Raw genomic sequence first — 25,673 nt, 5'->3', positions numbered from 1 at the left:
TTTCTTCGAAGTTGATTGTATCGGTCGGCAATGGAGGCGAAAACCCGCGAACACGTTTGTTGCCGTCATGCACAGATCCAATTTTCCCCGGCGCAGAAGACAAAAACGGTCTAGGTGCTTCTCCAAGAGGGAGGCGGTGACGAGCCGTTGCCGATGGGGGCGGCGAACGAGGGTTCACGATCGCACGTAAGCCATTCGAGGCTGCTTGGAATGTCGGCAAGTTCAGTGTGTGAGTGTGGGGAATTAGGGGCAAGTAGGGTGTTTGGTTGCAGAAAATTGATGCTGATCGAATCGGGCGTTTCGGCTACACTGCTGTCGTGAATAACCGAGTGCTGTGGAACCTCGGACAAGCTGACGGTGTGTCCGAGCGGCGACGAACTACGGAAACATCCGACGAATCGATGGAGGGATCCATGAATCGGCGATGCTGGTTAGTGTTGGCCTTGGCGGCAGTTTGGTGGATGCCCGCCCGAACCGAGGCGGCCGGTCCGACGGCGCAAGCCGCCTTGCAATTGAAGCCGGTCCAGGCCGACGTGGATTACGACGTGCCCACTGGCGATGAGATCGCTGCCTGCAAGATCGAAGCCAAGAAGCTTGGGAATGCCGTCGGCTGGGAAGTCAGCAACGGCCAGGGGATTACCCTTCGGCGGTTCCTCGATACCAACGGCGACAATAAAGTCGACATGTGGTGCTACTTTGCCGGCGGTATCGAGGTCTATCGCGACATCGACAGCGACGGCAACGGCAAGGTCGATCAATATCGATGGTTGAATACCGCCGGAACCCGTTGGGGGATCGACACGAACGAAGACGGCAAAATCGACAAGTGGCAGGCCATCTCTCCGGAAGAAGTAGCCTACGAAGCCGTGAAGGCCTTGGCCGACGCCGACGAAGCTCGTTTCTTGCGATTGCTTCTTTCGGCCGAGGAACTCAAGCAATTGCCCCTTTCGGAAGAGCATGCCAAGAAAGTCGCCGAGCACCTTACGAAAGCACGATCGGCGTTTCGAACGGCCGTGACGGCCGCCGCGCTAAGCGAGGTCGACTGGGTTCAGTTCAATGCGAACCGGCCCGGCGTCATTCCCGGCAGTACCGCTTCGAAAGACCTGTATGTGTACGAAAACGCCCTGGCATTCACCGAACGTAAAGGGGAACCGCTTCAGTTGCTGCTGGGGACCTTGGTGCGTGTCGGGGATGCGTGGCGCCTGGTCGACGCACCTGCGCCCGTCAGCACCGAGACGGCCTCGACCGAGGGCATTTTCTTTACGCCTCCGGCGGTGGCATCTGCGACGCCGCAAATCCCCGAGGCTGCCTCGACGGCCCAAAGTGCCCCGAATGCCGAGCTGCAAAAACTGATCGAGACGATTGCCGAGATGGATCAAGCGATCGCCACGGCCTCGTCACTGGAACAGCAGGCCGAACTATACGAAAAGCGAACGCAAATCCTCGAACAGCTCATCGCCAAGAGCGAAACCGAACAAGATCGCGCGATGTGGATTCGTCAACTGGCGGACGAAACCAGTGCAGCCGTCCAGTCGGGGGCGTTTCCGAAGGGCATCGAACACCTCGCTGCCCTGTACGATGCCCTGAAAAAAGATCCCAAGCGTAAAGAGTTGGCGGCGCTGGTTCGCCTGCGTCAAATCACGGCCGAATACGGTCTTGCGATTCAGGATCCGAAAGCCGATTACGCCAAGGTTCAGGAAACCTGGATGAGCAACCTGGAGGGTTTCGTCAAGGATTACGGCGACGTGCCCGCCGCCGCCGAGGCGATGCTCCAGCTAGGGATCTCACTCGAGTACGCCGGCGAGACGGAAAAAGCCCAACAATGGTATCAGCAGTTGGTCGACCGATTCCCGAACTCTCCCGATGCCGCGAAAGCGAAAGGGGCCATCCGGCGGCTGAACCTGGTCGGCCAGCGGTTGGAGTTGCAGGGGCACGATCCGCAGGGCGGGCTGGTGGATCTGTCGGCTTACCGCGGCAAGGTCGTCCTCATCCAGTTTTGGGCAAGCTGGTGTGAGCCGTGCAAGCAGGACATGCCGCTGTTGAAGGATCTCATCAGCCGGTACGGCTCGAAGTTGGCCGTCATCGGGATCAATCTCGACAACAGCGCCGACCAGATGAAATCCTTCCTCGCCGAGAACCGGCTTCCGTGGCCGCAGATTTTCGAGGAAGGTGGTTTGGACAGCAAACCGGCCACCGACTTGGGCGTGTTCACCTTGCCGACGGTCATTCTCGTTGATCCGGAAGGACGCGTCGTCAGTTGCAACTTATCGACGGCGGGAATCGACGAGCAAATCAAGTCCATCGTTCGATAGCGACCCGGCGGGCACGAAGAAGTGCCGGACCTTCGGTGAGGCCGTTCGTTTCGGCTTGACGGGGGGGTGGGGAACGGCTATCGTGTCGCCGTTTTGTGACGATCGACTCCGACGACGGATCGCCGGCGACGATCGCATGGGGATATCGCAATCGGCACGAATCGCAAAGCAGGGATGCCATGAAGCGGTTCAACGGAAATCAAACGGCTTCCGACATTCGTCGGCCGAAAGACCGATGCCTTTCGCCGGGCAATTTCGGCTGGTTCGCCGTTGCCTTGACGGCCGCCGTCCTTTCGGCGGGCTGTTCCTTGTGGACCGGCGGCAAAACGCCCGATTCGGACGAGCTGGAGCAATGGGCCGAGACGTCGCAGCAGGAGTTCGTCGGTGATTTGGCGGTGCCCTTCGGGCTGCACCCCATCGCCGTGGAATCCATCGGCCTGGTTACCGGGCTGCAAGGCACCGGAGGCGACCCGTATCCTTCTCCGCAGCGGGCCTTCCTGCTTTCGGAGATGCAAAAGCGCGGTGTCGAAAAACCCAACACCGTGCTCGCTTCACCGACGACCGCGATGGTTATGGTGCGGGGATATCTGCGTCCCGGCATTCGGAAAGGCGACCGATTCGATATCGAGGTGCGCATCCCGTCGCGCAGCGATACCACGAGTCTGCGCGGCGGCTATCTGTTGGAGACCGATCTCCGCGAGATGGCCGTGTTGGGCAATGCGGTTCGGCAAGGCCACGTGTTGGGCGTCGCCCGCGGTCCCGTTTTGGTGGATCCCGCGGCCGATCCCCAAAAAGATCACGTTTACGCGACTCGCGGTGTGATCCTCGGCGGCGGGATTGCGAAGACCGATCGCACGTTGGGGCTCGTCCTCAAGCCGGATCATCGTTCGGTGTTCTACGCCGCCCGTATCGAAAAGGCGATCAATAAGCGGTTCTACGAAGTCAAACGCGGCATTCACGAGGGCATCGCGACCGCCAAGACGGATGAATATGTCGAACTGCGCGTACCCAAGCGGTACGCGAACAACGTAAATCGCTTCATGGACGTCGTTCGAGCGATTCCGCTGCGGGACACCGAGTACGAACGCGTACAACGCTTGGAAGATCTTCGCAACCGATTGTTGCGCCCGGAATCGGCCGCCCGGGCGGCCGTCGAGTTGGAAGCCCTCGGTCGTGAGGCGGTCGACACGCTCAAGGCCGGACTGGATTCTCCCGATGTCGAAGTTCGATTCTACGCGGCTGAAGCGCTGGCTTACCTCGACGAGCCGTGCGCGGCGGAGCCGCTGGGCGAAATCGCCCGCTCGGAACCGGCTTTCCGCGTGTTTGCCTTGGGCGCGTTGAGCACACTCGACGATCTGTCGTCCATCGAGCAATTGCACGCGTTGCTGTCGGTGTCGAGTGCCGAAACACGCTATGGTGCGTTCCGCGCCTTGTGGACGCTGAACCCGAACGATCCGTTGATCGCCGGGGAAATCATGAAGGACCGGTTCGCCTACCACGTGTTGGACGTTGCCGGCCCGCCCATGGTCCATGTGACGCGGTCGAAGCGTCCCGAGATCGTGTTGTTCGGCAAAAACCAGCGATTGCACGGTTCGTTCGCCCTGGAAGCAGGCAACAACATCCTGGTGACCTGTCACGAACCCGGTAAGGTCGTCGTTTCTCGGTTTGCCGTGGGAGAGCCCGACCAGAAACGCTTCGTCACTGAAGATCTCGACGAAATCATCCGGGCGATCGTAGATCTCGAAGGAACCTATCCCGACGTTGTTCAAATGGTGCAACAGGCGAAAGCCTCCGGCGCCCTGGAAAGTCGTTTCGAGGTGGATGCGTTGCCCGAGCCGGGACGGCACTTTTCGCGGGATGCACGCAGCCGCGACGAAAGCAGAAACGCCGAAGAAGCATCGGTCGGTCCCGAAACCGTTGAAGCAGCGACCGAGATCGACGCCCCCGACGATACCGCACGCGACGAGGACCGTTCCCTGTTGGGATGGTTGGGACTGGGAAAGAAAAGCGCCCCCGCTGGATCGGCAGAAAATGAGTAGTTCGCTCTTTTGGAGGGGGATTGGTCATCCCAGAGGGTGGTTCACCGGTCGTTCGGACGGATTGAGAGCGGGCAGCTTTTTCTCGAAATAGGGCTCAACGACACGATTCGGCTCGTGATAGAATAAAGGTTTCTCGTGGATTCCCTGCGTCCCCCGCGATTGGGGTGCGTCCCCTGATCGGGGTAAGTCGGGAGGGCCAATCACGTCGTCGATGGCGGAGTGTCGATGCTCAAAGCCCTGGAAATCATCGGATTCAAGAGTTTCGCCGACCGGACGCGATTCGAGTTTCCGCCCGGCATCACCGCCGTCGTCGGACCGAACGGTTCCGGAAAGTCGAACATCGTCGATGCCATCAAGTGGGTGCTCGGGGAACAAAGCGCCAAGAGTCTCCGCGGCAAGGAGATGGCCGACGTCATCTTCAACGGATCCGGCGAGCGACGGGCGCTGAACTCGGCCGAAATCACCCTCACGCTCGACAACAGCAAAGGCATCCTGCCGATCGAGACCGACGAGGTTCACATCACGCGGCGGGTGTACCGCAGCGGCGAAGGCGAGTACCTCATCAATCGGCAACCGGCGCGCTTGCGGGATATTCGGGATCTCTTGGCCGGGACCGGTTTGAGCACCCACGCGTACAGCATCATCGAGCAAGGAAAGATCGATCAGTTGCTTCAGGCCTCGCCTTTGGAGCGGCGGGCCGTCTTCGAAGAAGCCGCAGGCATCAGCCGATTCAAAAGCCGCAAGCTCGAAGCCCTCCGACGGTTGGAGCGAATCGACCAGAACCTGCTACGGCTTTCGGATATCGTCGACGAGGTCGAAAGTCGTTTGCGGGTGGTGCGTTCGCAAGCTGGGAAGGCTCGCCGGTACCGCGAGTATACCCAACGCTTGCGCGAATTGAGGACCCATGCCGCACGCATCGACTGGGCCGCGCTGACCGAACGAGCGGCCGCGGTCGACGAGCGATTGACGCGATTGCGGGAGGAACATGCCGCGTGCGCGGCCCAGGCACAGACGCTCGAAGCCAAATTGTTGGAAGACGACGCCGAAGCCGAACAAGTTGCCGAGGCTCTACGGACGATCGACGGTCGAATCGCCGAGAACCGTGAACAGATCGCGACGCTCGAATCGACGATCGAGCACGATCGCGAACGCATCGCCGAATTGGAAGCCGATCTGACGCGGTATCGAAAGACGCTTGAAGGAGTGTCTCGTCGCGCCGAAGGGGTCGAGTCGCAACGGGCCGAAACCGAAAAGAATGTCGAAGAAGCCCGCCGTGAGCATCAATCGCTGGCGGCACGCGTCGCCGAAGAAGAACGCATCCAAACCGAGATGCTGAAACGGCTCGACGCGCGGCGGACGCTGTACGAGCAACATCGCATCGACCACTGGAAGGCGTTCAACGAGGCCCTCGACCTCGGGAAACGAATCGCGAAGCTCGAGACGCACGTGGATGCTCTCGATGAGGCGCGTCGGCGCATCACCGCCGAGGTCGAATCGCTCACCGAACAAGTAAGGACCGCCGAAGAAGAGCGAGAACAGCGGGTTGCCTCGCTGGAAGAGGCCCGCCGAGAGGCCGAAGCGGCCGCCTTGGCGGCGGATCAGGCGGCGTCGGCCGTCGACGATGCCGAGGTCGATCTCAAACGCCGTCGGGAAGAGCTGGCGTCGCTCCGTGAAAAACGCAGCGCCCTCGCCGAGCGGATGAGCATTCTTACCGAACTCGAAGAACGCGCCGAGGGCGTCGGTCCTGCCGTTCGAGCGTTCATGGAGCAGTGGAAGGCCGGCAAGCTCGCTTGCGGCAACCACGTGCACGGCATGTTGGCCGACTTGATCGACGTCGGCCTCGAAGCGGCAACATTGATCGATATCGTACTGGGCGACATGACCCAGGCCGTCGTCGTCGACGCGGTCGAACCGCTGGTCGAAGCGGTCGCACGCGGTCGCATCCCGTTGGACGGTCGAATTACCTTCGTGCCGATCGCCGGTGATGCGCCGAACGTGTCGGCCAAGAGTAATCCCGAGGGCTTGCCCGGCGTGCTGGGGCCCGCCGTGCGATTCGTCGAAGTGAGCGACGCGATTCGGCCCCTCGTGATGCGACTTTTGGGGGACCTGTGGATCGTCGAAAACGTCGCGTGCGCTCTGGAGTTGCGAACGCGATTTCCCCATCTCCGTTGGATTACCCTTGCCGGTGAACTGCTTGACGCGGGTGGGAGATTTCAAGCGGGGCCGAAAACGGCGGGTGAAGGGATCTTGTCGCGGCGGAGTATGCTGCGCTCGCTCGCCGAGCAATCGGCTCGGCTGGACGCCGAATTGGAACAGGCGGCTGCGTTGTTGGAAAAAGCCGAGTTTCGACAGCGGCAAGCACGGGAGACGCACGACCGGGCGATCCTGCGACGACGCGAGACGGCTCAGGCGGCGGCCGAAGCTGAACGTCGGCTCCGCGAAAAAAAGGAGCATTGCGAGGAACTGCGACGGCGGTTGGAAACGGCTCGCAGCCAACTTGCAAAGACGGATCGCGAACACGAATCGACCACCACGCAATTGCAAGCAGCGGCTGCCGAAAAGGCCGAAGCCGACCGACGCTGCGATGGTCTCAAAAAGGAACTCGACCGACTGGGCGATGAAATTGCGACATTGGAAGATGAATTCAAGCAGCACGCCGCCCGCACGACTGAATCGAAAGTAGCGTTGGCCAAGTGTGAGGAACGCCTTGCCGGTCTTGAAGCCGAGTTGCGTCGGTTCGAGCAGGTGCGGGAAGAGCGACGTCGTGAGTTGGAGGAGGCCGGCCGATCGCTGACCGAGACCGAACAACGATTGAAGGCTGCGCGCGAGGCCGTCGCGCAAGCGGAAGCCCAAGCGGTCGAGCTGTATGAAATCAAAGAGCAACTCGAGAATCAGGCCAAAGAGATCATCGCCCGGCGCGAGGCAATCGGTGAACAACGGCGTCGGCGTGCGGCACAAATTCAAGAGGCACGCCGTAAGATCCACGCCTTGGAAGAAGAAACCCATGCCGCGGAGCTCGAGGCCAACGGTATCGAGCACGAAAAGCGGAATTTGGCCGAACGGCTGCGAGAAGACTACCAGATCGAAATTGCCGATCTGGAACGCGAGGTCGAAAACGAAGACGCGCGTTCACGCGACGAAATGCGTCAGGAAATCGAGGAATTACGGCGAAAGATCAATCACTTGGGCAACGTCAATTTGGAAGCGTTGGCCGAACTCGAAGAACTGGAAGAACGCTATACCCATCTCAAGTCGCAGTTCGACGACTTGACGTCGGCCAAGAGTTCGTTGTTGAAGATCATCGAGCGGATTGACGCCGACAGTCGCAAACTGTTTTCGGCGACGTTCCAGCAAATCAAGGAACATTTCTCGGTATTGTTCCGCGACCTATTCGGCGGAGGTCACGCCGACATCGTGCTGCAAGAAGGTGTGGACATTCTGGAGAGCACGATCGAGATCGTCGCCCGTCCGCCGGGAAAGGAACCGCGAAACATCACCCTTTTGAGCGGCGGCGAAAAGACGCTCACCTGCGTGGCGTTGCTGTTGGCGATATTCCGCAGTCGCCCGAGCCCGTTCTGTGTGCTGGATGAGGTAGACGCCGCGCTCGATGAGGCGAACATCGATCGGTTCACTCAAGTGCTGCGGGATTTTCTCTCGATCACGCAATTTGTCATCGTTACGCATTCGAAAAAGACGATGACCTGCGCCGACACGATGTACGGAATCACGATGCAAGAATCGGGGGTTTCGAAGCGGGTGTCGGTGCGATTCGAAGACGTCAGCGAGACGGGCGAAATTTTGCGCGGTCGTGATTCCGATGAGGTTTCGGCCCATGAGGTTGACGAAGAGCAGGCTGCGTAGCCCCGATCCGTCGGCCGGCCGGTTCACATCGACTTGGCGCCGCCTGGTAATTCTTCCTGTCTCGAAAGTCGAAGCGGCGGCTTTCCCTCGATGAGATCGGATGCTCCATATTTCGCGACCGTGCGGGTTGTACGGGTTAGGTCGAAGATACGGCCTCTCTATACCTTGCGCCGGTTCACGACCACCCCCGATCCGTAGAGTTGTTGTTCTTTGTCTCGGCTGCTTGACCGGACCTTCTGATACGATGGGCCAAACTTTTTAAAGTCTTTGACCGGTTTGGCTCGAAACTAACAATCGGAAGGCTTGCTCGGGAAGGGCATTGTACACCGGGTACGATCGCTCGAGCGGGTCTTAGGGGGGAAATGTTCGAGGAAGTCCTATCTTGGCAGGTCCGGAACGCCGACTCTCCAGCGGGCTTTCTACGCGCATCTCTCCTCTCGCATCCCTAACCCAAGGCCGAAAGTGCCGAGGAGTCAGTGTGTAGCAGGTAGGAAGGTTGATCGAAGCCTTTCCTATTTTACGAATTTTCGCTGACTTCCGGATGCTTTGGTTGCCGATGTGTTAAGTGAGGCGCGGGTCAGAGGGAGCTGAACCACGGCCAAGTGTGTGTAGAACCGTCCTCGTTATCCCGACCCAGCATGTTGGCGAGGCGTTTCCGAGAAGGAAACACGACCGCGACGGAGCGAACGGTCGTCACTCGCGAGCATGGGGAAGACGAGGTACAGCCGGCTCCCAATCCGGCTGGCGAGAAGTCCATACCTAGCGAATGAGATTTCGGAGAGCCTGCAATGAAGGTCTTCACTACAGGTCAGGTCGCCAAGATCTGTAAAGTAGCCCCGCGCACCGTGAGCAAGTGGTTCGATTCTGGTCGCCTCAAGGGGTACCGCATCCCCGGTTCGCAGGATCGGCGTATTCCGCGCGAATACCTGATCAAGTTCCTCAAGGAACACGGGATGCCCTTGGGTGAGTTGGAAGACGAGACGACCGCGAAGGTCCTGATCGTTGCCCAAGACCAGGTGTTGATCGAGAACTTGAAGCGAGAGCTTCCGCCGGAACGGTCTTTCAAAGTGGCCGTCGCGGCGAGCGGTTTCGACGCCGGTATCCAGGCCGAGAGTTTCCGGCCGGACTGCATGGTCGTCGACTTCTCGATCGGCCGCACCGAAGGTCTCCAGATTTGCCAGCACGTCCGCCGAAACTCGGAGTTCAACGACGTGATTTTGATCGCGTTGTTGCCCGACGACGGCAGCTCGATGAGCTTCGATCGCTCGGCGATCAACGAAACGTTCAAGAAGCCGTTCGACGCGTCGTTGCTGGCGGAACGTATCCGCACGCTCGTCGGTGCCAAGAAAGAGCTCGTGTAGTTCATTCCGGTCGCCGCCGGAAATCCCTTGCGAATAGACCGATCGCCGGTTCGCACAACCCGTCGCGGTAAGGCCCCCGCGACGGATAATTTTTCTTGTCGGATCTGCCCTTGCCTTCTTGAGACGCCCCGTTGCGAGGGCGCCGTTTCGTCGCCGATCAGCGGCAGCGCTCAATCCGGCGACGTAATCTCAAGAGCCGCAGAACGAAAGCGTCTTGGGGCCGAAGACCATTTCGAAGTCGCTGCTTGCGCCTGCGCGCGGCCGGTTGGATCAGGCTGCTCTTGCGCGGCCGGTCGATTCCTGTGGAAAATCTGTTTCACAGGTGACCGTGGCTTCCCCAAAGGGGCGGTCCGGCCGCAACACGGCGTACAAGCCCAACGACGTCAAGTAAACGACGAGAAACGAGCCCACGACATCGCCGGCGAAATGGCCTCCCTGGGTGATTCGCGCGAGCCCCTGCAGCCCACCCCAGGCAATTCCGCCCCAAAAAAAACAGCGAGCCAAGCCGGGACGCCTTCTGCGCAAGACGAGCCACGGGGCCATCAGCGCAAATCCCATGGCTGCGTGCCCCGACGGAAATGAAAAGCAATCACGCTCCTGTGTCGGCGACAGCACAGGGACGAATGCGCGATTGCCGCCGAACTGTTTCAGTTGAGCCGGTCGCGGTCGACAGAATCCGGGCTTCAGCAAATAGTTTACGAAGAGGCCGGGGCCTAAAGCAACAACCAACAAGAGGTAAAGCCAACATCGTACCCGCTTGCGGCAACCGACGATGAACGGGGAGGCAATCGTCAACAGGCAGGCAACGACACCCATTGCAAGAGTGGGCCATTCCCCGTAGCGATATGCGTACGACCAGGGCGCCGTTTCCCGACCGGTCCATGTGCCCGTCGAATAGGAGTAAAACTGTTCGCTGATCCAAATTTCCCACTGCGTACAATGAAACACGAACAACGGGATTACAGCGAGCACGACCGGCAGCCACATGTGGGCGGTTTCCAGCGACATGCGGATATAGCGTCGATGGCCGTTATTTGTGTCCATAGTGATCCTATTGAATGGCGGGGCTCCGAGACGTGGGCCATCTCTGGCGATGCCGTTATCGTTCGTAAGTCGCTTTCCCGCGAAATCCGGGCCGAAACATAGCAAGTTGTGGGGGGCTCGCCAAGAACGATTCGCTGAGCAATATGGATTCAATAGCGAGATATTCGCTGGAGCAGCACGATGCCGGGGACGGCAATACCGAGATCCGCAGCCCAATGGATCATCGGCACGAACAGCGGAGAGCCGATCAGGTTGTCGGCCAGCATGAGCAAAGGGTAGTAAATGGCCAAGACGGGCAAGAAGCACAAAAAGAAGATGGCCAGGAAGTTGTCGTTACGCCAGTAAATTGCGATCGGGCAGCCGATCAGGACGAAGCACAAACTGCTGAAACCGTTTGCCCAACGGCGGTGAGGCTCGCTTCGGATGCGGGCGATTTTGGTTTCGATATCGCGGAGTCGCTGTTGTTCGGCCGCGCGTTGTGGGCTGTCGGGGGCAGTCGCGGTTAGTCGCTGTCGAACGGCTTCTGCTTGCTTCTGCAAGTAGGCCACACACGCGGGAACCTCCCACGTGGCCAGCCAATCTCGGTGAATCGGTCGGTTCGTATGCTCAAAGGGGATTTCTTGACGCATTTCGTCGGGAAATTGGACGCGAACCTGGCCTTCTGCCTCGATCGTGCCTTTACGACAGATGATGATCAATGCGCCGGCACCTTTGTTCGCCCACAATTCAGCCTCTTCGGCGGTGAGCGTCACCGTCGGCGATCCCGGGCGACCGTGAATGGTAATCGTCGGTTGGATCAATTTGCGTCCCACGACCGATTTGACGGCAACGGAGAACTGAGGGGAAGCGAACGAACGGTTCTGTTTCAGCGTCCCGTAGGCAATTTCTTCGATCGACTCGGCGATTACCCGCTTCACACCGGGGCGTCCCCACGTGGCTTCCAGTTCGTACATCCAAACTGTAAACAGGCTCACGATGAAGGCGAAGAAAATCGCCGGCCAAATCGTCACCAGCGGACTGATACCGGCCGCTTTCAGGGCCGTGATTTCATTCGTGCCCGACATTCGCCCGAATACCTGGCTGACTGCCAGCAAGACGGCGACCGGCACCGTGATACCGAGGATTTCCGGCAACAGATAAGGAATCAATCGTGAGATCAACAGCGGGGGGAGTCCCGCACTCAAGCCTTCGCGCGCACCCATTCCCAGCGTCAGCAAGAGCGTCATCCCGCTGACGGCCGCGGCGAAGATCTTGAACACCTCGCTTTGGACGTAACGTGTGAGGATGTGCATCGTCTCGATATTTGCCGGGCGACGCCAAGCCGGTAGCTCTTGCCGCCGCAGAAATCATGTCTTGGGCGCCGCGACCGTTGCGGCTTCGTTCACGGACGCTGTTTCAACAGGCGATTCCGCCGTCGGCTGCTGGGTTTGGCGATACGCCATCCAGACCAAAATTGCGCCGACGATGAAGCTCGCCCACAAGACGCTTCCGGCGGCCGCAGTGACCTTCGATGCGTGACCGGCCACACCCGCAAGCCAGACGGCAAAGGCCGTCCAAACGGGGATCGGGAGTCGGTCTCGCCGAGCACCGATCCAGGCCAGCGCCGGTCCCGCCGCCGTGGGATGATACCCCCATACCACGGGCGAAATCCAGACCGTCGCCAGGGCGACCAGCCCCATTTCGGCTTTCGCTCGTTCCGAAGGTATGTTCGAGTACGGATACCGGAAGTACCAACCTAACGCCAACATCATGATGACGATGCAACCGCGATAAATCCAGGTCAACTCGCGGCCGGTCAGGTGGGCGATAGTCAGCCGATTGCGAGGGTTGCCGGGGCTGTGGCCGAAGTCGGTCAAGAATCGCCGCAACACGATCGGCAGCGATTGGTTCGTCAAACGGTCTTCGTCGATGAGGCCCGGTTCGGTCAACTGGCGCTTCGTGGTGGCCGAGGCATGTTGGGTCCACCATTGTTGGTGGGTTGCAACGGCACCTGCCGGCCCGAAAGCCGCCGCGCTCAAGATGACATCGATCATGATCGCCGTCGCGATTGCGACGATCGCGGGTGTGAATCGCCGTTTGAGGATCAGGTATGCCACAGCAACCACGGGGAGCAGCTTTACCCAAACGGCCGTTCCCACGATCAATCCGCCGGAAATCGACCGTCCTTCGGCAACCCGACCAAGGCCTTCGATCAGAAGCCAGACCATCGCCAAGTGAAAGGCACCGAGTACCATACCGTCGAGTGCCAGAGGAAAGACGGAAAGGATCGCTCCGAGCGCAGCCTGACGGCGAAGCGTCGGCTCGATGTCGGTGAGCACGTGTCGGTACAAAGCCCGCATCAAACCGAACAAGAAACCGACATTGACCAGGTAATACACCCCGGCGGCGACAGGCATCGGAAGCCATGCCAGAACGGCGAACGGCACGTCGATCGACGGCAGATAATTGTACAAGATCGATTTCGGATCACGGTCGTGGTGTTCGACGACGTACCGTCCTGCGGCATAAAACTCGGGAAAATCGGTGCCGCCCTTGTCGTGGTATGCCCGCAATACGGCCATTACGGAACCGACACATAAACCGACGACAAGAAGCAACCACCCTAAAGCTTCCCACGGATGGCGCCGAACGAAGCTCGCGACGTTGAACTTTGTCGGTTGCACGGTCGAAACGCTTTCGTCGGCATCGAGTTCGTGCGAGTTATCGTTCATCCGTGGCTCCTGGTATTGAATCCGCAGCCGTCCGTACCGCTTTTAGGCTGCGGAAATCATCGTCTGTCGCGTTTGGTCCGGCAAGTCGAGATCATCTTCGCAGACGGTATGCATTCTTCCCAGCCGGCAACAGGCCTGTTGCAGCAGACCCAGAAGCCCGTCATCGACCGACAAACGAGTTTCTTCAGGACGCTGCGACGCCAACGGGTCGTGCCATCCGTCGTGTGCATGAGGTGACTCGTCGGGGGCGGGTTCGGCGGGATGCAGGCCGATCTCCAGGTGTCGAACGCCGCGGGCGACCGCCTGCGGGATCAGGGATTCAAGCAGCGGCAGGCGTATCTTTCCGGCGTGATTGGCGCCGATGAACGCGTCGTTTGCGGCAAGTCCGGCAGCTCGAAGGCGACGACCGAACCGTCGCGCGAACGATTGCTTGACGACGGCGAGAGCGTAGTCGGACGGCGAGTGCTTCCCGTGGCGGAGGCCGACAAACGGACGCAGTTCGACTGCCCGACGCACGTATGGGATGGCGTATTCCCGGGCGAGTCGAACGACGATCGGTGCGATCGTCGGTGCCGTTTCGACGTACTCGTGGCCGTTGAGATGATCCGGCCGAATGCCGTGGTCGAGCAAGTACGTGATCTGCGCACGTAGTTCGGTTTCGATGGCTTGATGATGTCGCCGGCCGAAAAGGACCAGGCGGGGGAACAGTCGCCGGATTCCTAGAAAACATCCGTTCGAATCGGTGAAAGCCGTCGGAAAACCGTCGGTTAACGGCCTTCCCTCCGTTAGGTTCAGATGGACACCGAGATCGAATCGCTCGCTCCTATCGTCCAGCATCCTACGCTTGGCACTTGAGGCCAGTGCACGGTCCTTGCGGAGACCGTCCAGTTCTCGCCACATGGCCAGTGCGCGTTCGGCCGCCGGACCGTTCGCCAACAGACTTGTGCCGGTCAAGAGCCCCTCGACAAAAGCTCGGCGTATGCCCGCGTTTACCCAATTGCTCATGCCGAAATCGTCGGCGTGGAGGAACACGTTTATGCGACCGTTCGGCTTTGGGGGGCTCATGTTCGTACTCACCGGGATGACCACGCGGTTACATCATCTCCGTCGCCGGGCCTCGGTACGCGATAATAGAAAGAGTTATGCCGGGGCGAAAATCAGGCGGCCAATCGGTCGGCTCGATCGGGTTTCTGCTCGTCGAGTGCAGCCAGATCACGTTCCGAGAAGGCCGACGCAGGCGGAAACGCCTGGTCCAACGAGCGCCACCACAACCGCACTACTTCCCACAACATGGGCAATGCATGACGCGAAAGGGATAATGTCGACGAATACTCATTCAGCAAGCGAACCGGGATGCGGCGGTAGCGGTAACCCAATCGGCGGGCGAGTAAGACGATTTCGGTGTCGAAAGCAAATCCGTCGATCACGGCACGGGAAAAGATGTCGACGGCCGCTCGGCGACGAAACAGTTTGAGACCGCATTGGGTGTCTCCGACATCGCCCGAAACGAGCAGCTGCACGATCGATCGAAATACCCGCGTGGCCAACCGACGACTTAGACGGCGCGCGGCTTCCAATTCGGCACCGGGCACGTCTCGAGCACCGAAGATGATGTCCGTTTCGGCCGAGTCGATCAGCCGGTAGCCGTCGATCATCGCTTGCATGTCGTAGGGCAAATCGGCGTCGGTGAAGGCGACGATGCGACCGGTCGCTTGCAGCACGCCATGGCGAACGGCACGTCCTTTGCCGCCTTGCTGATCCATGACCAGAGTTGAAAAGCGCGATCCGAATCGCGCCGTGAGGTGCGGCGTCGCGTCGTGGCTTCCGTCGTCGACCACCAGCACGCGGCAATCGAAATCGACTTCCTCGACGAATCGGGCTAGCTGCCGCAATGTTGTAGGAAGACGGGCTTCTTCATTGTAGGCCGGGATGACGATCGTCAGGTCGTGATCGTTGGGGGCAAGGCGAACTCGGGTGCGACGACGGGCATCATGCGGTCGGCCCGATGCATGCGACGGATCCACGCGAATGCTCATGGGAACGTCCGTTTTCACCAAAAGCGACAAGCAAACGACGATGAGATGCCGGCTCTCCCGTCGCAATCCTATGCGGCGGGAAGTGCCCTCAACATATGGTTCGGTGCTTATGCCGCGAGAGCATCGCCCGAACCGGCGAAATCGCTACAGCTTTTCTTGGTTTTCCCGATTGCCGAGTTGCCCCCCACTCGCAGCGATCGGTCCGTATGGAGAAATGGACCCAAAATCTCCCCTTGAGTAAAGGTCAACTTGGCGAAAATCGACGTGTGCCCACCTTTGGGTGGGATGTCACCGCACGGTGGAGTCTTCCGGTAGGCCGAGTTCACGATAGAGAGCTCGGCGCCCCTGCTTGTCTTTTTCCAGGACGGCGCGGGCGTACTCGGCCGTTTTTTCCGCGAATCGGCGTGGAACGACGATGACGCCGTCTCCGTCGGCGACGATTACATCGCCCGGCATGACCAGGACTCCCCCGACTTCTACGGGACGATTGACCGACTCGATGAGGTTTCGTCCGGGCCGTATCCCTCTGCCGGGGTGTTTGAAGTAGAGCGGAATCTGCTCGATGGCGATTTCGTCGGTATCGCGGGCGGTCGCATCCGTTACGACGCCCACGCATCCTTGTTTTTTCCAGGCCATGATGTTGTTCGACCCGATGGAACCGACGTCCGCCGTGTCGGCATCATCGATGACCAAGGCGGTTCCCGGGCGTATCAGGGCCGTGAACGGCTCGGGCGACAGTTCTTGATACCACTTCCCCACCCATGTATCGAAGGATTCGGTCGATTCGAATCGTTCGGTAGGAAGATTGGCCGGCACGTAGCGTACCGTGACGGCGATTCCCACGAAGCGATGGGCCTGTGTTTTGGTGTCTTTCCAAGCGGCATGGATTTCGGGCGACATGAGTCCTTTGCCCGCCAGCCCCAGGCGATCCATTGCATCTGAGACGTCGGCCACGCGCAGTCCCTCGAAAAGGCTTAGAATTCGTGCATCGTCCTCTTCCGAATAGACCGGCGTCGGTAGGAAGTTGTAACCTGCCCGGAGTTCTTCCCGTGCGGGCGGTTCGGCCCCCAGGACGTTCACCGTGATGAGGAACGCGACGCCCCACATCACGAGTGTGAAAATCGTTGCGTACGATTTCGGCGTTCGTGTCGTGAGAAACTGCATGATGAGGGCTCCGATCGAGTGGAAGTCGTGAAGGCAACCTTGACCAAGGCGGTGGAAGATGTCGGCCGCGACGATCAGGGTAGTCGAATTCTGCCGGAAGGCAAGTTTCATCGATCGCAAAAACAGCCGGATGCTGCCGTCGAAAGCGTTGTCTTTTCGGCGGTCGTCGGCAGCCTTGACACGAACAAGGCGTCTGCCACACTAGGGGAATCGGCATTCTGAGCGGGCTGGAGAGACATGATCGGGCGGCGGCATCGCTCGAAATTGCGTCGTCAGGGGACGGCTTGCTCGGAGCGAGAAGGGACTTTTCCACGTAAGCGGTAGGTCATCATGGCGATCTTCGTAGTTTGTCCCGGTTGCAAAAAGCGGTTCACCGTCAGCGACAAGTTCGCGGGACAGCAGGGGCCTTGTCCCAGTTGCAAGACGGTCATCCGGATCCCTAAGCCCGAGGAGCAAGTCAAGATTCATGCTCCCGGCGAATTCGCCGACGGTGGTCGCGGGCTGGACGGGAAACTCGTGCTCAAGCCGATCGAGCGCAAACACGCACGATTGACGACGACGCAATGGATCTTGATTGCAGCAGGCGTTGTTCTCGTGCCCACGTTGGCATTTTTGGGCGGGATGGCCGGATTGTTCGACGGCATGATCGGCCGTCTCGTCGGCGTGCTGTTGGTGTCCCCGCTGTTGACGTTGTCGGGGCATGCGTTTTTGAAGCACCAAGATGACCTGGAGCCGCTTTCCGGAACCGAGTTGTATATCCGAGCGGCCATATGCGCGGTGGCCTACGTACTCTTGTGGTTGGCTTTCGAGTGGGTTGCCGGGCAGTTCATTACCGAGGAACTATGGACGTGGTTCGTAGCGGTCCCGTTCTTCTTTATCGGGGCGTTCATCGGACTGGGGGCGATGGACTTGGAATACGGCAGCGGTTTCGCGCATTTTACCTATTTCGCACTGGTGATCGTGATTCTGCGTGGTCTGGCCGGGGTGGGGTGGATTTGGGAGATCGGTCGCGACACGCTGCCGCTGATGTGATCGGCGGACGCTGTCGAATCTCGGCGGTGTGTGTCGGCCGCGCGCCCGTGCGGTCTTGAGATGACTGCGACGTAGCCGGTGCATATGCGGTTCGCGTTCGTCGAGAACGAAAGAAAAAGAAAACAGAATGCAGGCGATTGAAGACATCCCGGAGTTGCGGGCTCTCGACTCGCGTCGGAACCTGGTGCGCATTCCTCCGGAAACCGACGTTCCTCTCACGCCGCGGGTGCGTCACTTGCTCGATACGCCCGAGCTTCGCCGGTTGACCCGCATTTCGCAGTTGGGGTTGGTATCCTTGGTGTATCCGGCGGCCCACCATACGCGCTTCGAACATTCGCTCGGCGTCTACCGACTGGCGTTGCTCTTCCTGAAACACTTGGCCGGCGATCCGCGGTTCGCAAGACTCGTTCGCCCCGAAGATGCCGAATTGCTGATCGCAACGGCCCTGTTGCACGACGTGGGGCATTGGCCGTTTTGTCACCCGATCGAAGATCTTCATTTGCCGGGCGTTCCTTCGCACGAGCTGTTTGCCAACAGCTTCATCTTGGAAGGCGAAATTGCGGACGTCTTACGCGATGAATGGCACATCAATCCGCGCGACGTGGTCGATCTGCTTGGTGGAAAGAATGCCGACGACCCCGCCGCACGCATGTTGAGAAGCATCTTGTCGGGGCCCATCGACATCGACAAGATGGACTACCTGTTTCGCGACAGCCTTCATGCTGGCGTACCCTACGGACGCAATTTCGATCAACAACGCTTGATCGGCAGTTTATGCCTCAACGCGGCGGGCGATGGATTGGCGATTACCGAGAAAGGGAAGACCGCCGCCGAGTTGATGGTTTTCGCTCGCTATGTCATGTTCAGTGAAGTCTACTGGCACCACGCGGTGCGGTCGGCAACGGCTATGTTGCAACGGGCTTTTTACCTGGTGTACCGATCGCTCGATCTGGATCGCTTGTTTCGGTTGGGTGAGTGGGAATTCGTCGAGTCGATTCGGCAGCACGCGGGGGATCACGGGGCGGACGAACTGTTGGGCGGACTTTTCGGGCCGCGACGATCGCTGTACAAACGCGTACGACAGTTCGACGTCCTCGAAAACGCCGAACTACATCGGTATTTCCGCGGAAAGAGCTATGACTGGTTGGCGGCCTTCGGGGACAATTTGGCTGTGCTGTTGAGCAAACGCTTGCGACGCGTGATCGCTCCGCAGGAAATCCTCGTCGATGCGCCTCCGCCGGGACGCGAGATCCAATTCAAAGTCGATGTATTTTTCTTGAAGACCAGGGAATATCGGTCGCTGCACGAGACGTCTCCGGTCGTGCGGGCGCTGGCCGACGAGCAGTTCGACGATTATGTCAAACGCGTCCGCATTTTTGCGCATCCGCGAATCGCCGATGCCGTGCGAGATCTTCCGGATCTCGATGACTGCATTACCGAGACGATCGCCCGCATGGAATAATTGGGACTTCCTTCGAAAACACTCTCCTTGAGAAACGCTTCATGATTGCCGGATTGACCCCCAAGATCACGGTGGCTCCTCACGCCTTGAAGACGCTTGCGGCGCGGCACCCGTGGGTGCGCGCCGGGAGTATCGAGCGGATCGAGGGCGACCCGACCGACGGCGGCGAAGTCGACTTGTATTCGCACAAGGGACGATTCATCGGTCGCGGATTGTACAACGGGCGCAGCCGATTGCGGGTGAGGCTCTACCGCTGGGATGCCCCGGCGGCTCTCGATCGCAAGTTCTGGGAAGAGCGGATCGCTCGTGCCGTCCGATTACGACAAATGATCGGTTACGACGACGCGAACGGCGCCGCACGCGTGGTCTACAGCGAAGGCGACGGATTGAGCGGCCTGATCGTCGATCGCTACCGTGATTATTTGGTCGTCCAGGTGACGGGACTGGGCATTGCGCAGCGGATCGATACGTTCCTCGATATTCTGCAACAGCACTTTTCGCCGAAAGGGATCGTGTTGCGTACGGAGCCGTCGATCGCGAAAGCCGAAGGTTTGCAGATCGAGTCGGGAACGGTGCGAGGAAAGGCACCTGAGGGGCCGATCTTGATCGAAGAAAACGGCGTGACCTTTCGGGGTCGATCTGGTGGCCGGACACAAAACGGGGTTCTACCTCGATCAGCGCGAAAACCGTGCCGCCGCAGCCCGTTACATGAAAAAGCGGCGAGTGCTCGACGTCTTCTGCTACACCGGCGGATTCGCGGTTACGGCGGCACGGCTCGGCGGCGCACGCGAAGTTCTAGGAATCGACGGGGCGGCCGATGCGCTCTTGTTGGCAAAACTGAACGCGCAACAAAACGCGGCTTCCCAGGTGCGGTTTGAGCAGGGCGATGCCTTCAAAACGCTGGAGCAATTGGCGTCGTCGGGAGAACGGTTTGATGCGGTGATTCTCGATCCGCCGAAGTTCGCCCGCAGCCGCAAGCAACTGCGCGAGGCGCTCAAGGCATATCATTGGTTGAACCGCTTGGGTGTGTCGGTACTCGAACCGGGCGGTGTGCTGGTCACGTGCAGTTGCTCGGGAAGCGTTTCGCAGGAAGACTTCATCAAGATGCTGTACGGCGTAGCGCAGCAGACCCGCCGTGATCTGCAAATTCTCGAGGCGCGTCGTGCGGCTCCGGATCATCCGGTCGCCGTCACCTGTCGCGAAAACGACTACTTGAAGTGCTGCATTTGCCGGGTCGAATAGGGGCCCGATCTTCTCGCGAATGCCTCGTTACGGCTGCGATTCGCAGGCGACCGGGTTCAACTTGATGACGCGAACCATGCGCACGACGGCGTCGCCCTCGACGGCACGGACGGCCAGGTCGCATCCCCTGTACCCTTCAGCAGGAAACCAAGCGTCGTCCAGAATCCAGGTTACCGTTCGCAGTTTCCCTGAATGACCGCATTGCAGTCGGCGAACGCCTTCCAGCTCGCCGTGCGCGCCGGTGTGGTAAATGAGTTCCCACGTTGCATCGTCGCGATCGAAATAGGTCACCTTGACCGCCACGCGATGCGGACCGTCGAACAAAAATCGATCGTCGATTCCAAACCGAATCTCGCGTTGGCCGTTTTCGATGTTCGTACGCCGCGCCGTGTAATCGTACAAGTGATCGCGGTGAAACTCGAACATCTGCTCGGGCACGTCGACTTTTTCGCACGGTTCGGCAACCGCGCCGGGAGCGTCGCGTTGGAATAGCCACCGTTCGAAGTTCTTGATCGGTCGGGGCTTGCCCCCGGTTTCAGGGCGGCGATCGCGAACATTGCTTTCTCGCAGGTAGCACCATGCGTCGGGCGCCGTATCGACCGTTTTCCCAAGTTCCAAGGCGACGTAGTGCAGCAGCGGCGGGTTGATCAACCACGGGCCGCCTTCGGCCCAAAGAAAATTGCGACGCATTTGCAGCACGCGAAGCATCGACTCGTGGTACCGGTGCGGGAACGTCTCGATCGGTCCGAAACGGACTTCGTTGCGGTACTCTTCGTTTTCGTCGCCGGAAGCGCGGTTTTCGGCGATCAGCGGATGGCTTTCGTCGACGACCAGGTAGCCTTCCTCATCGACGAGTTGTCCCAGCCCGGGGTTCGGTGCGTGAAGCATATAGTGTTCCACGAAGCCGTTCCGTTGCCCCATGCCCAGCTTGATGGCCAGCTCCAAGTCTTCTTCACGATGGGAAACCAGGCACAACTTGTATTCGACACCGCGGAAGGCCGCAGCCCACGCCCGCAATCGTTCTTCAAACAGGGGACGTTGCGGATCCCCGGGCGGCGGCCCCGCCCCCTCTTCGCCGCGTGAAGCCGATTTCAGATGCAGGTAGCAGATATCCACTTCGGGCATCTGTGGGATACCGCTGCGGCCGAACGCGGCGACGGCTTTCAGGTAACGCTTGTGATACTCGGGATGGTAGATGTCGCAATTGACGACCTGAAACGGAGCGGAAGCGTTCGGTCGTTCTTCGATCAGCGGTACATCGTAATCGCGAATCCACAAGGGCGCACTGCCCGGCTCCGTGCGAACGATCGTGCGATCGTCCAAACTGCGAAAATAGCGGGTTTCCCACACCGAGGCCTGGAGACCGATTTTTACCGCGAACTTACCCCCTTGCGATGCCTCGAGGATGCGCCGCTTGGCGTCGGAGAAATCGAACGTTCCTTCTTGCGGCTCGATTTCCCGCCAGGTGATTGTGACGGCGTGCTGGTGTCGTCCGGGAAACGAATCGGGAACCTTCTTCTCGACGTTTTGAATCCCGCTGTAGCGCGATGCCTTGACCCACGGGGGCAACGACCAGTCTTCTCCGTCGATGATGTGATCTTCTTCACGCCATTGGTGGAAGGTGTATTCTTTCGTAAAATAGCGGGCCGCCTTTTGATTGAATTCTTCGGACGACGATTGCCCGTCGGCGTAACCGCCGACCGTCCCGCATAGACCGATCACGCAAAGTGCCGTCCAAAGGCGTCGCGTTGAGTCCGAACGAGTGACCATGAATCGCTCCTGCCTTTTGGATGTCGAGAGTCGAAAAAGGAATCAATCGTCGCCCCCCCCTTACGCGAGAGGGCGACCGAGTAAGTGTAACCGCAGGGTGTTCAATGCGTGTTTGGCCGCCGAGATCGTCAAGTACGCCGGATGTCCCCATAGGGTGATTTCGCGACCAATCACGCCTTGGTCGCCGGCGACGGCTACGGCCATCGAACGCGGTCGGTCGCTGCCGGGCATGGGGTCGAAAGGTGCCGCAACCAGCGCCGTATCGACGGCAAACAGTTTGCGGGTTTGTGCGGCCATCTGTTTCGCGGCTTGCAACGTCGAAAGAAGGGCGAGATCGTTTCCGATCTCCGACAGGTGCAAGACATGTTCCACTTCGTCGGGGCGTGCGAGTACGAGACCGCCCGCGTATACCTGCCGATTACCGTCGGCACGTTTCAGCCATTCGGCCAACATCCCGGCAGTGTTCCACTCGACAGTGGCGAGGGTTTGTCCTCGGTCTTGGAGCAGGCGGACGACTACGTCTTCGAGTTCATCGTCGCCTTCGCCGAAGACGAGATCGCCCAGGCAGTCGTAGATGGTTTTCGCGACCGGTTCGATCGCGCGGCGACATTCGTCTTCGGAGTCGCCTTCGGCGGTGATCCGCAAGATAATCGTATTCTTCGAAGCGTTGATGCCGACGGTCGGGTGCCGTCCTCGGCGAATCAAGTCGGGCAACATGGCCTCGATATTGCTTTCGCCCGCCCCGAAGCACTTGATATCGCGGCGGACGATCGTCTTTCCCCCGATGCCCGCAGCTTTCAGGCGATCTCGTACCTCGGGCCACATTTCTTGCATTTCGACCGGCACCCCCGGCAGGCAGAAGAAGCGACAAGGCTCGCGGCCGTCGCGCGGAATCGTCATGGCGATGCCCGGCGCCGTGCCGTTGGGGTTGGCGATGGGGTCGGCGCCGCGGGGGAACATGGCTTGGGTTGTGTTTCGTTCAGGCATCGGACGGTTTCGCCGCCGGAAGATTTCGCGGACGTGTTCCAACGCCTGAAGATTTTTTTCCAGCGGAAGCCCCACGGCGTTCGCCAGAGCCACCCGCGTGAGATCGTCGGCGGTCGGCCCGAGGCCGCCCGTGGTGATGACGACGTCGGATCGATCGATCGCTTGCCGAAAGGCGTGGACCATTGCCTGAAGTTCATCGCCGATCGTCGTATGATACAGCACGCGGACGCCGAGTTCGTCGGCCAAGTGCAAGCTCAGCCACTGACTGTTCGTATCGAGGATGCGCCCGGTGGTGATCTCGTCGCCGATCGAAATGACCTCGGCTTGAACGGCGCGATGCGATTCGTTCATCGATTCTTCTCTCGAATTGTCGTTCGGCACGGCAGCCGAACAGTGCGATCAATCGGCTGTCTTGCTTTGTAAGGGTGTGCCCGTTTCACGATCGAATTTGTCGGGGGTGAGCGTTTCAGGTACGACGTCGCGCGTCTGTTGCCGCCACGCATCCAATGCGTGACGCATTTTTTCCAAGATCGGTTCGTAATTCGGTTTTCCGGCCAGGTTGATCAGCGAATACGGATCGGCGGCCACGTCGTACAGCTCTTCCATTGGAGCGGGGACAGTGAAACATTGCATCTGCTCCGGCGGCAGTTTGCCTGCATCGCGCAGTTTGCGCATTTCCTGGAACGTAGGACTCCGAACGGCATCTGCTGGCGGCGTTCGAGGAACCTCGGGCACCCAGTTGCGGATATACATGTAATGCGCCGAACGTACGGCACGTTGATAGGCCATGTAATCATGCCAGTTGTGTTCGGCGTAAACATATTCGCGAATTCTTGCTTGCGGGTTTCGCAACAGTTCGGCGAAACTGACGCCTTGGAACGTGTCGGAACGTTTCAGTCCGGCCAGCTCGAGAATCGTCGGAGCGATGTCGACCGAGCTGACCAACCCGCCGCATGTCGAGCCGGGTTGAACGCGGCCGGGCCAACGAACGATCAGCGGAGTCCGAATACCGCTGTCGGTCACCCAGGTTTTGCAGCGGGGAAAGGGCCGACCGTTGTCGGAAAGGAAGATGACCACGGTGTCGTCGGCGACTCCTTGACGTTCCAGTTCTTCGAGCACTTGGCCCACATTGGCATCCAGGCGGCCGATTTCGTCGTAGTACATTGCCAGGTCACGCCGCACCTCGGGCGTGTCGGGAAGATAGGGCGGCACGACGACGTCTTTTTCGGTGTGTGGATTCGGGATCGTGCCGTCTTGATAGGGCCGGTGCGGATCGGTCGTCGCCAGCCAGAAGAAAAAGGGGCGGTCTTTTGGTCGTTCACGGAGCGTCGGTAGCCAATGGGCGTACGCACCGTCGCCGCCGCCCACTTTGACCACGTCGAATTGGTCCATGACCGCGTTACCTAGGTGCCACTTACCCAAAGCCGCGGTGAAATAGCCCGCCTGTTTGAGCAGCTTGGAAAATAGAACTTGATCGGCGGGAACCGGCTGGTGCAATTCGGGGGCGCCGGTGGCGTGCGGATAACGTCCCGTCATGATGCTCGCCCGGCTCGGGCTGCATGAACTGCATGTGAGGAACGCGTTGTCGAATCGCATTCCCTCGGCGGCCAGTCGATCGATATTGGGCGTGCGGATATGCGGATGGCCGTAGGCCCCGCAGTCTTCACAGGCCATGTCGTCGGCGATGATGATCACGAAGTTCGGGCGCTCGTCGGCCCTCAAACTCCATGTCGAGAAAACGGCCGCACACGCTACGAAAAGCGAGACAGACCGGGAGAGCATCATTCACCTCCGTAAGTAAGACGACGCGGCGGGGTTTGTTTCGATACGCATCGCTCACATTGTAGTTCGACCGGTCGGCGCACGCGATGTGCGGGGGGCATCGGGCGCGAACACTTTCCAAGAACGACCGCGGGCACAGGCCCCGAAGGGCTGTGCCCAATGGTCGGACGAGAAACCCGTTGTATGTCGTCGAGCAAATCTCAGTCGGTATGAAACACTTCGGGGATCGGCTTCCACCACGAACCTTCCGGCGTGTCGGGTAGCCGGATTTGGCACGGATCGGTTTCCTTCCACCAGCGTTGCGTTTCGGGATCGGCGGCGATCTTGGCCATGTCGGCTTCGAAATCGTCACCGACGTACTCGAAGTAGCTGAACAGGTACAGCTTGCCTTCCAATTCGGCCAGGTAAATCGAGTAATTGCGGATATTTGAGTCGTGAATACGTTTCAGGACGCCGGGCCACGTGTTGGCGTGCAGTTTGATGTAGTAGTCCCTCTTTTCGGGGCGCAGGCCGATGACTTGCCCGACACGCATGACCTTCTTGACGGGTTTGGCTTCGTCGGTTTGTTGTTGTGCGGGCGCGTTGTCATCGGCAAGGGCTTTTCGATCTTGCCGGATGCGGTCGAAGCCGATTCCGATCGCGATACCCAATCCCAATACAAACAGCATCAGTCCAACACGCGCAATCTTGGCTCTCATGGGGAACTCCTTACGACAGGTTAGGGGGACGAGTCATCGTCGCCGATTCGGGCGACCACGTCTCGATCGACCACACGTTTCGGCTGGTACCGATCGGTCGCCGAACAAGGACGGCGCCGTATTGGGGGTCGAAAAGCCGGTCGACCACGCAGTTTTCAAAGATAGTCGGCGG

The 25,673-nt window shown here is 59.6% G+C and carries 19 protein-coding genes and 1 pseudogene; 9 read left to right on the top strand and 11 right to left on the bottom strand.

What is annotated here, in order from left to right:
• Nucleotides 1-413 precede the first annotated feature (413 nt).
• From ACYQ2I_RS14010 to ACYQ2I_RS13995, 4 genes are all read left to right on the top strand, one after another.
• The gene (locus tag ACYQ2I_RS14010) at nucleotides 414-2,312 is read left to right on the top strand and encodes a redoxin domain-containing protein (RefSeq protein WP_460167643.1); all 1,899 of its coding nucleotides are present in this window, start codon (nucleotides 414-416) and stop codon (nucleotides 2,310-2,312) included.
• A gap of 179 nt (nucleotides 2,313-2,491) precedes the next feature.
• Nucleotides 2,492-4,351: a flagellar basal body P-ring protein FlgI gene (locus ACYQ2I_RS14005; RefSeq protein ID WP_460167642.1), complete on the top strand. Its 1,860-nt coding sequence runs from the start codon at nucleotides 2,492-2,494 to the stop codon at nucleotides 4,349-4,351.
• Nucleotides 4,352-4,576: 225 nt separating this feature from the next.
• A complete protein-coding gene (gene smc, locus ACYQ2I_RS14000) occupies nucleotides 4,577-8,212 on the top strand; it encodes a chromosome segregation protein SMC (protein WP_460167641.1) in 3,636 nt (1,211 codons plus the stop codon).
• Between the two features lie 788 nt (nucleotides 8,213-9,000).
• Nucleotides 9,001-9,573: a helix-turn-helix domain-containing protein gene (locus ACYQ2I_RS13995; RefSeq protein WP_460167640.1), complete on the top strand. Its 573-nt coding sequence runs from the start codon at nucleotides 9,001-9,003 to the stop codon at nucleotides 9,571-9,573.
• Between the two features lie 270 nt (nucleotides 9,574-9,843).
• On the opposite strand, the gene ACYQ2I_RS13990 is transcribed toward ACYQ2I_RS13995, so the two are convergent.
• The 6 genes from ACYQ2I_RS13990 to ACYQ2I_RS13965 form a co-directional block, all read right to left on the bottom strand.
• A complete protein-coding gene (locus ACYQ2I_RS13990; protein ID WP_460167639.1) occupies nucleotides 9,844-10,617 on the bottom strand; it encodes a phosphatase PAP2 family protein in 774 nt (257 codons plus the stop codon).
• 149 nt (nucleotides 10,618-10,766) lie between these two features.
• Nucleotides 10,767-11,909, bottom strand: coding sequence for an LptF/LptG family permease (locus ACYQ2I_RS13985; RefSeq protein WP_460167638.1), 1,143 nt, complete (start codon nucleotides 11,907-11,909; stop codon nucleotides 10,767-10,769).
• A gap of 54 nt (nucleotides 11,910-11,963) precedes the next feature.
• A complete protein-coding gene (locus ACYQ2I_RS13980) occupies nucleotides 11,964-13,328 on the bottom strand; it encodes a glycosyltransferase family 87 protein (RefSeq protein WP_460167637.1) in 1,365 nt (454 codons plus the stop codon).
• Nucleotides 13,329-13,370: 42 nt separating this feature from the next.
• The gene (locus tag ACYQ2I_RS13975) at nucleotides 13,371-14,393 is read right to left on the bottom strand and encodes a carbohydrate deacetylase (protein WP_460167636.1); all 1,023 of its coding nucleotides are present in this window, start codon (nucleotides 14,391-14,393) and stop codon (nucleotides 13,371-13,373) included.
• A 92-nt stretch (nucleotides 14,394-14,485) separates the two neighbouring features.
• The gene (locus ACYQ2I_RS13970) at nucleotides 14,486-15,364 is read right to left on the bottom strand and encodes a glycosyltransferase (RefSeq protein WP_460167635.1); all 879 of its coding nucleotides are present in this window, start codon (nucleotides 15,362-15,364) and stop codon (nucleotides 14,486-14,488) included.
• 288 nt (nucleotides 15,365-15,652) lie between these two features.
• Nucleotides 15,653-16,528, bottom strand: coding sequence for an RraA family protein (locus ACYQ2I_RS13965; protein WP_460167634.1), 876 nt, complete (start codon nucleotides 16,526-16,528; stop codon nucleotides 15,653-15,655).
• Between the two features lie 27 nt (nucleotides 16,529-16,555).
• Here ACYQ2I_RS13965 and ACYQ2I_RS13960 point away from each other — a divergent pair, with 27 nt between their 5' ends.
• The 4 genes and pseudogenes from ACYQ2I_RS13960 to ACYQ2I_RS13945 all read left to right on the top strand — a co-directional run.
• Nucleotides 16,556-16,750: a hypothetical protein gene (locus tag ACYQ2I_RS13960; protein ID WP_460167633.1), complete on the top strand. Its 195-nt coding sequence runs from the start codon at nucleotides 16,556-16,558 to the stop codon at nucleotides 16,748-16,750.
• Between the two features lie 108 nt (nucleotides 16,751-16,858).
• Entirely contained in the window at nucleotides 16,859-17,560 is a 702-nt protein-coding gene (locus ACYQ2I_RS13955; RefSeq protein WP_460167632.1) for a zinc ribbon domain-containing protein, read from the top strand.
• Nucleotides 17,561-17,687: 127 nt separating this feature from the next.
• Nucleotides 17,688-19,022 carry an HD domain-containing protein gene (locus ACYQ2I_RS13950; protein WP_460167631.1) on the top strand — a complete coding sequence of 445 codons (1,335 nt, stop codon included), beginning with the start codon at nucleotides 17,688-17,690 and terminating at the stop codon, nucleotides 19,020-19,022.
• 41 nt (nucleotides 19,023-19,063) lie between these two features.
• Nucleotides 19,064-19,219: pseudogene (locus ACYQ2I_RS13945) on the top strand (hypothetical protein); the annotation flags it as partial.
• A gap of 120 nt (nucleotides 19,220-19,339) precedes the next feature.
• Here the strand turns inward: ACYQ2I_RS13945 and ACYQ2I_RS13940 are convergent.
• Nucleotides 19,340-19,516, bottom strand: a complete 177-nt coding sequence (locus tag ACYQ2I_RS13940) for a hypothetical protein (protein ID WP_460168427.1) — start codon at nucleotides 19,514-19,516, stop codon at nucleotides 19,340-19,342.
• A gap of 148 nt (nucleotides 19,517-19,664) precedes the next feature.
• Here ACYQ2I_RS13940 and ACYQ2I_RS13935 point away from each other — a divergent pair, with 148 nt between their 5' ends.
• On the top strand, nucleotides 19,665-20,264 hold the full coding sequence (locus tag ACYQ2I_RS13935; RefSeq protein ID WP_460167630.1) for a class I SAM-dependent rRNA methyltransferase: 600 nt from the start codon (nucleotides 19,665-19,667) through the stop codon (nucleotides 20,262-20,264).
• Nucleotides 20,265-20,291: 27 nt separating this feature from the next.
• On the opposite strand, the gene ACYQ2I_RS13930 is transcribed toward ACYQ2I_RS13935, so the two are convergent.
• The 4 genes from ACYQ2I_RS13930 to ACYQ2I_RS13915 form a co-directional block, all read right to left on the bottom strand.
• Nucleotides 20,292-22,034: a hypothetical protein gene (locus ACYQ2I_RS13930; protein ID WP_460167629.1), complete on the bottom strand. Its 1,743-nt coding sequence runs from the start codon at nucleotides 22,032-22,034 to the stop codon at nucleotides 20,292-20,294.
• A 60-nt stretch (nucleotides 22,035-22,094) separates the two neighbouring features.
• Nucleotides 22,095-23,372, bottom strand: a complete 1,278-nt coding sequence (locus ACYQ2I_RS13925) for a CinA family nicotinamide mononucleotide deamidase-related protein (protein WP_460167628.1) — start codon at nucleotides 23,370-23,372, stop codon at nucleotides 22,095-22,097.
• A 48-nt stretch (nucleotides 23,373-23,420) separates the two neighbouring features.
• Nucleotides 23,421-24,806: a sulfatase family protein gene (locus ACYQ2I_RS13920; protein WP_460167627.1), complete on the bottom strand. Its 1,386-nt coding sequence runs from the start codon at nucleotides 24,804-24,806 to the stop codon at nucleotides 23,421-23,423.
• A gap of 197 nt (nucleotides 24,807-25,003) precedes the next feature.
• Complete coding sequence (locus ACYQ2I_RS13915; protein ID WP_460167626.1) at nucleotides 25,004-25,501, bottom strand: L-rhamnose mutarotase; 498 nt, start codon at nucleotides 25,499-25,501, stop codon at nucleotides 25,004-25,006.
• Nucleotides 25,502-25,673 lie beyond the last annotated feature (172 nt).

The sequence above is a fragment of the Thermostilla marina genome (genome assembly GCF_054657455.1).
Note: the sequence above shows the minus strand (reverse complement) of the source record. Positions and strands in the feature narration are given on the sequence as shown.

Bases quoted from the DNA above. Each gene is read 5' to 3' on its own strand.
- ACYQ2I_RS14010 (WP_460167643.1), top strand. From the start codon at position 414: ATGAATCGGCGATGCTGGTTAGTGTTGGCCTTGGCGGCAGTTTGGTGG.
- ACYQ2I_RS13970 (WP_460167635.1), bottom strand. From the start codon at position 15,364: ATGAGCATTCGCGTGGATCCGTCGCATGCATCGGGCCGACCGCATGAT.
- ACYQ2I_RS13920 (WP_460167627.1), bottom strand. From the start codon at position 24,806: ATGATGCTCTCCCGGTCTGTCTCGCTTTTCGTAGCGTGTGCGGCCGTT.
- ACYQ2I_RS13985 (WP_460167638.1), bottom strand. From the start codon at position 11,909: ATGCACATCCTCACACGTTACGTCCAAAGCGAGGTGTTCAAGATCTTC.
- ACYQ2I_RS13950 (WP_460167631.1), top strand. From the start codon at position 17,688: ATGCAGGCGATTGAAGACATCCCGGAGTTGCGGGCTCTCGACTCGCGT.
- ACYQ2I_RS13925 (WP_460167628.1), bottom strand. From the start codon at position 23,372: ATGAACGAATCGCATCGCGCCGTTCAAGCCGAGGTCATTTCGATCGGC.
- ACYQ2I_RS13930 (WP_460167629.1), bottom strand. From the start codon at position 22,034: ATGGTCACTCGTTCGGACTCAACGCGACGCCTTTGGACGGCACTTTGC.
- ACYQ2I_RS13965 (WP_460167634.1), bottom strand. From the start codon at position 16,528: ATGCAGTTTCTCACGACACGAACGCCGAAATCGTACGCAACGATTTTC.
- ACYQ2I_RS14005 (WP_460167642.1), top strand. From the start codon at position 2,492: ATGAAGCGGTTCAACGGAAATCAAACGGCTTCCGACATTCGTCGGCCG.
- ACYQ2I_RS13995 (WP_460167640.1), top strand. From the start codon at position 9,001: ATGAAGGTCTTCACTACAGGTCAGGTCGCCAAGATCTGTAAAGTAGCC.
- smc (WP_460167641.1), top strand. From the start codon at position 4,577: ATGCTCAAAGCCCTGGAAATCATCGGATTCAAGAGTTTCGCCGACCGG.
- ACYQ2I_RS13915 (WP_460167626.1), bottom strand. From the start codon at position 25,501: ATGAGAGCCAAGATTGCGCGTGTTGGACTGATGCTGTTTGTATTGGGA.
- ACYQ2I_RS13955 (WP_460167632.1), top strand. From the start codon at position 16,859: ATGGCGATCTTCGTAGTTTGTCCCGGTTGCAAAAAGCGGTTCACCGTC.
- ACYQ2I_RS13980 (WP_460167637.1), bottom strand. From the start codon at position 13,328: ATGAACGATAACTCGCACGAACTCGATGCCGACGAAAGCGTTTCGACC.
- ACYQ2I_RS13975 (WP_460167636.1), bottom strand. From the start codon at position 14,393: ATGAGCCCCCCAAAGCCGAACGGTCGCATAAACGTGTTCCTCCACGCC.
- ACYQ2I_RS13990 (WP_460167639.1), bottom strand. From the start codon at position 10,617: ATGGACACAAATAACGGCCATCGACGCTATATCCGCATGTCGCTGGAA.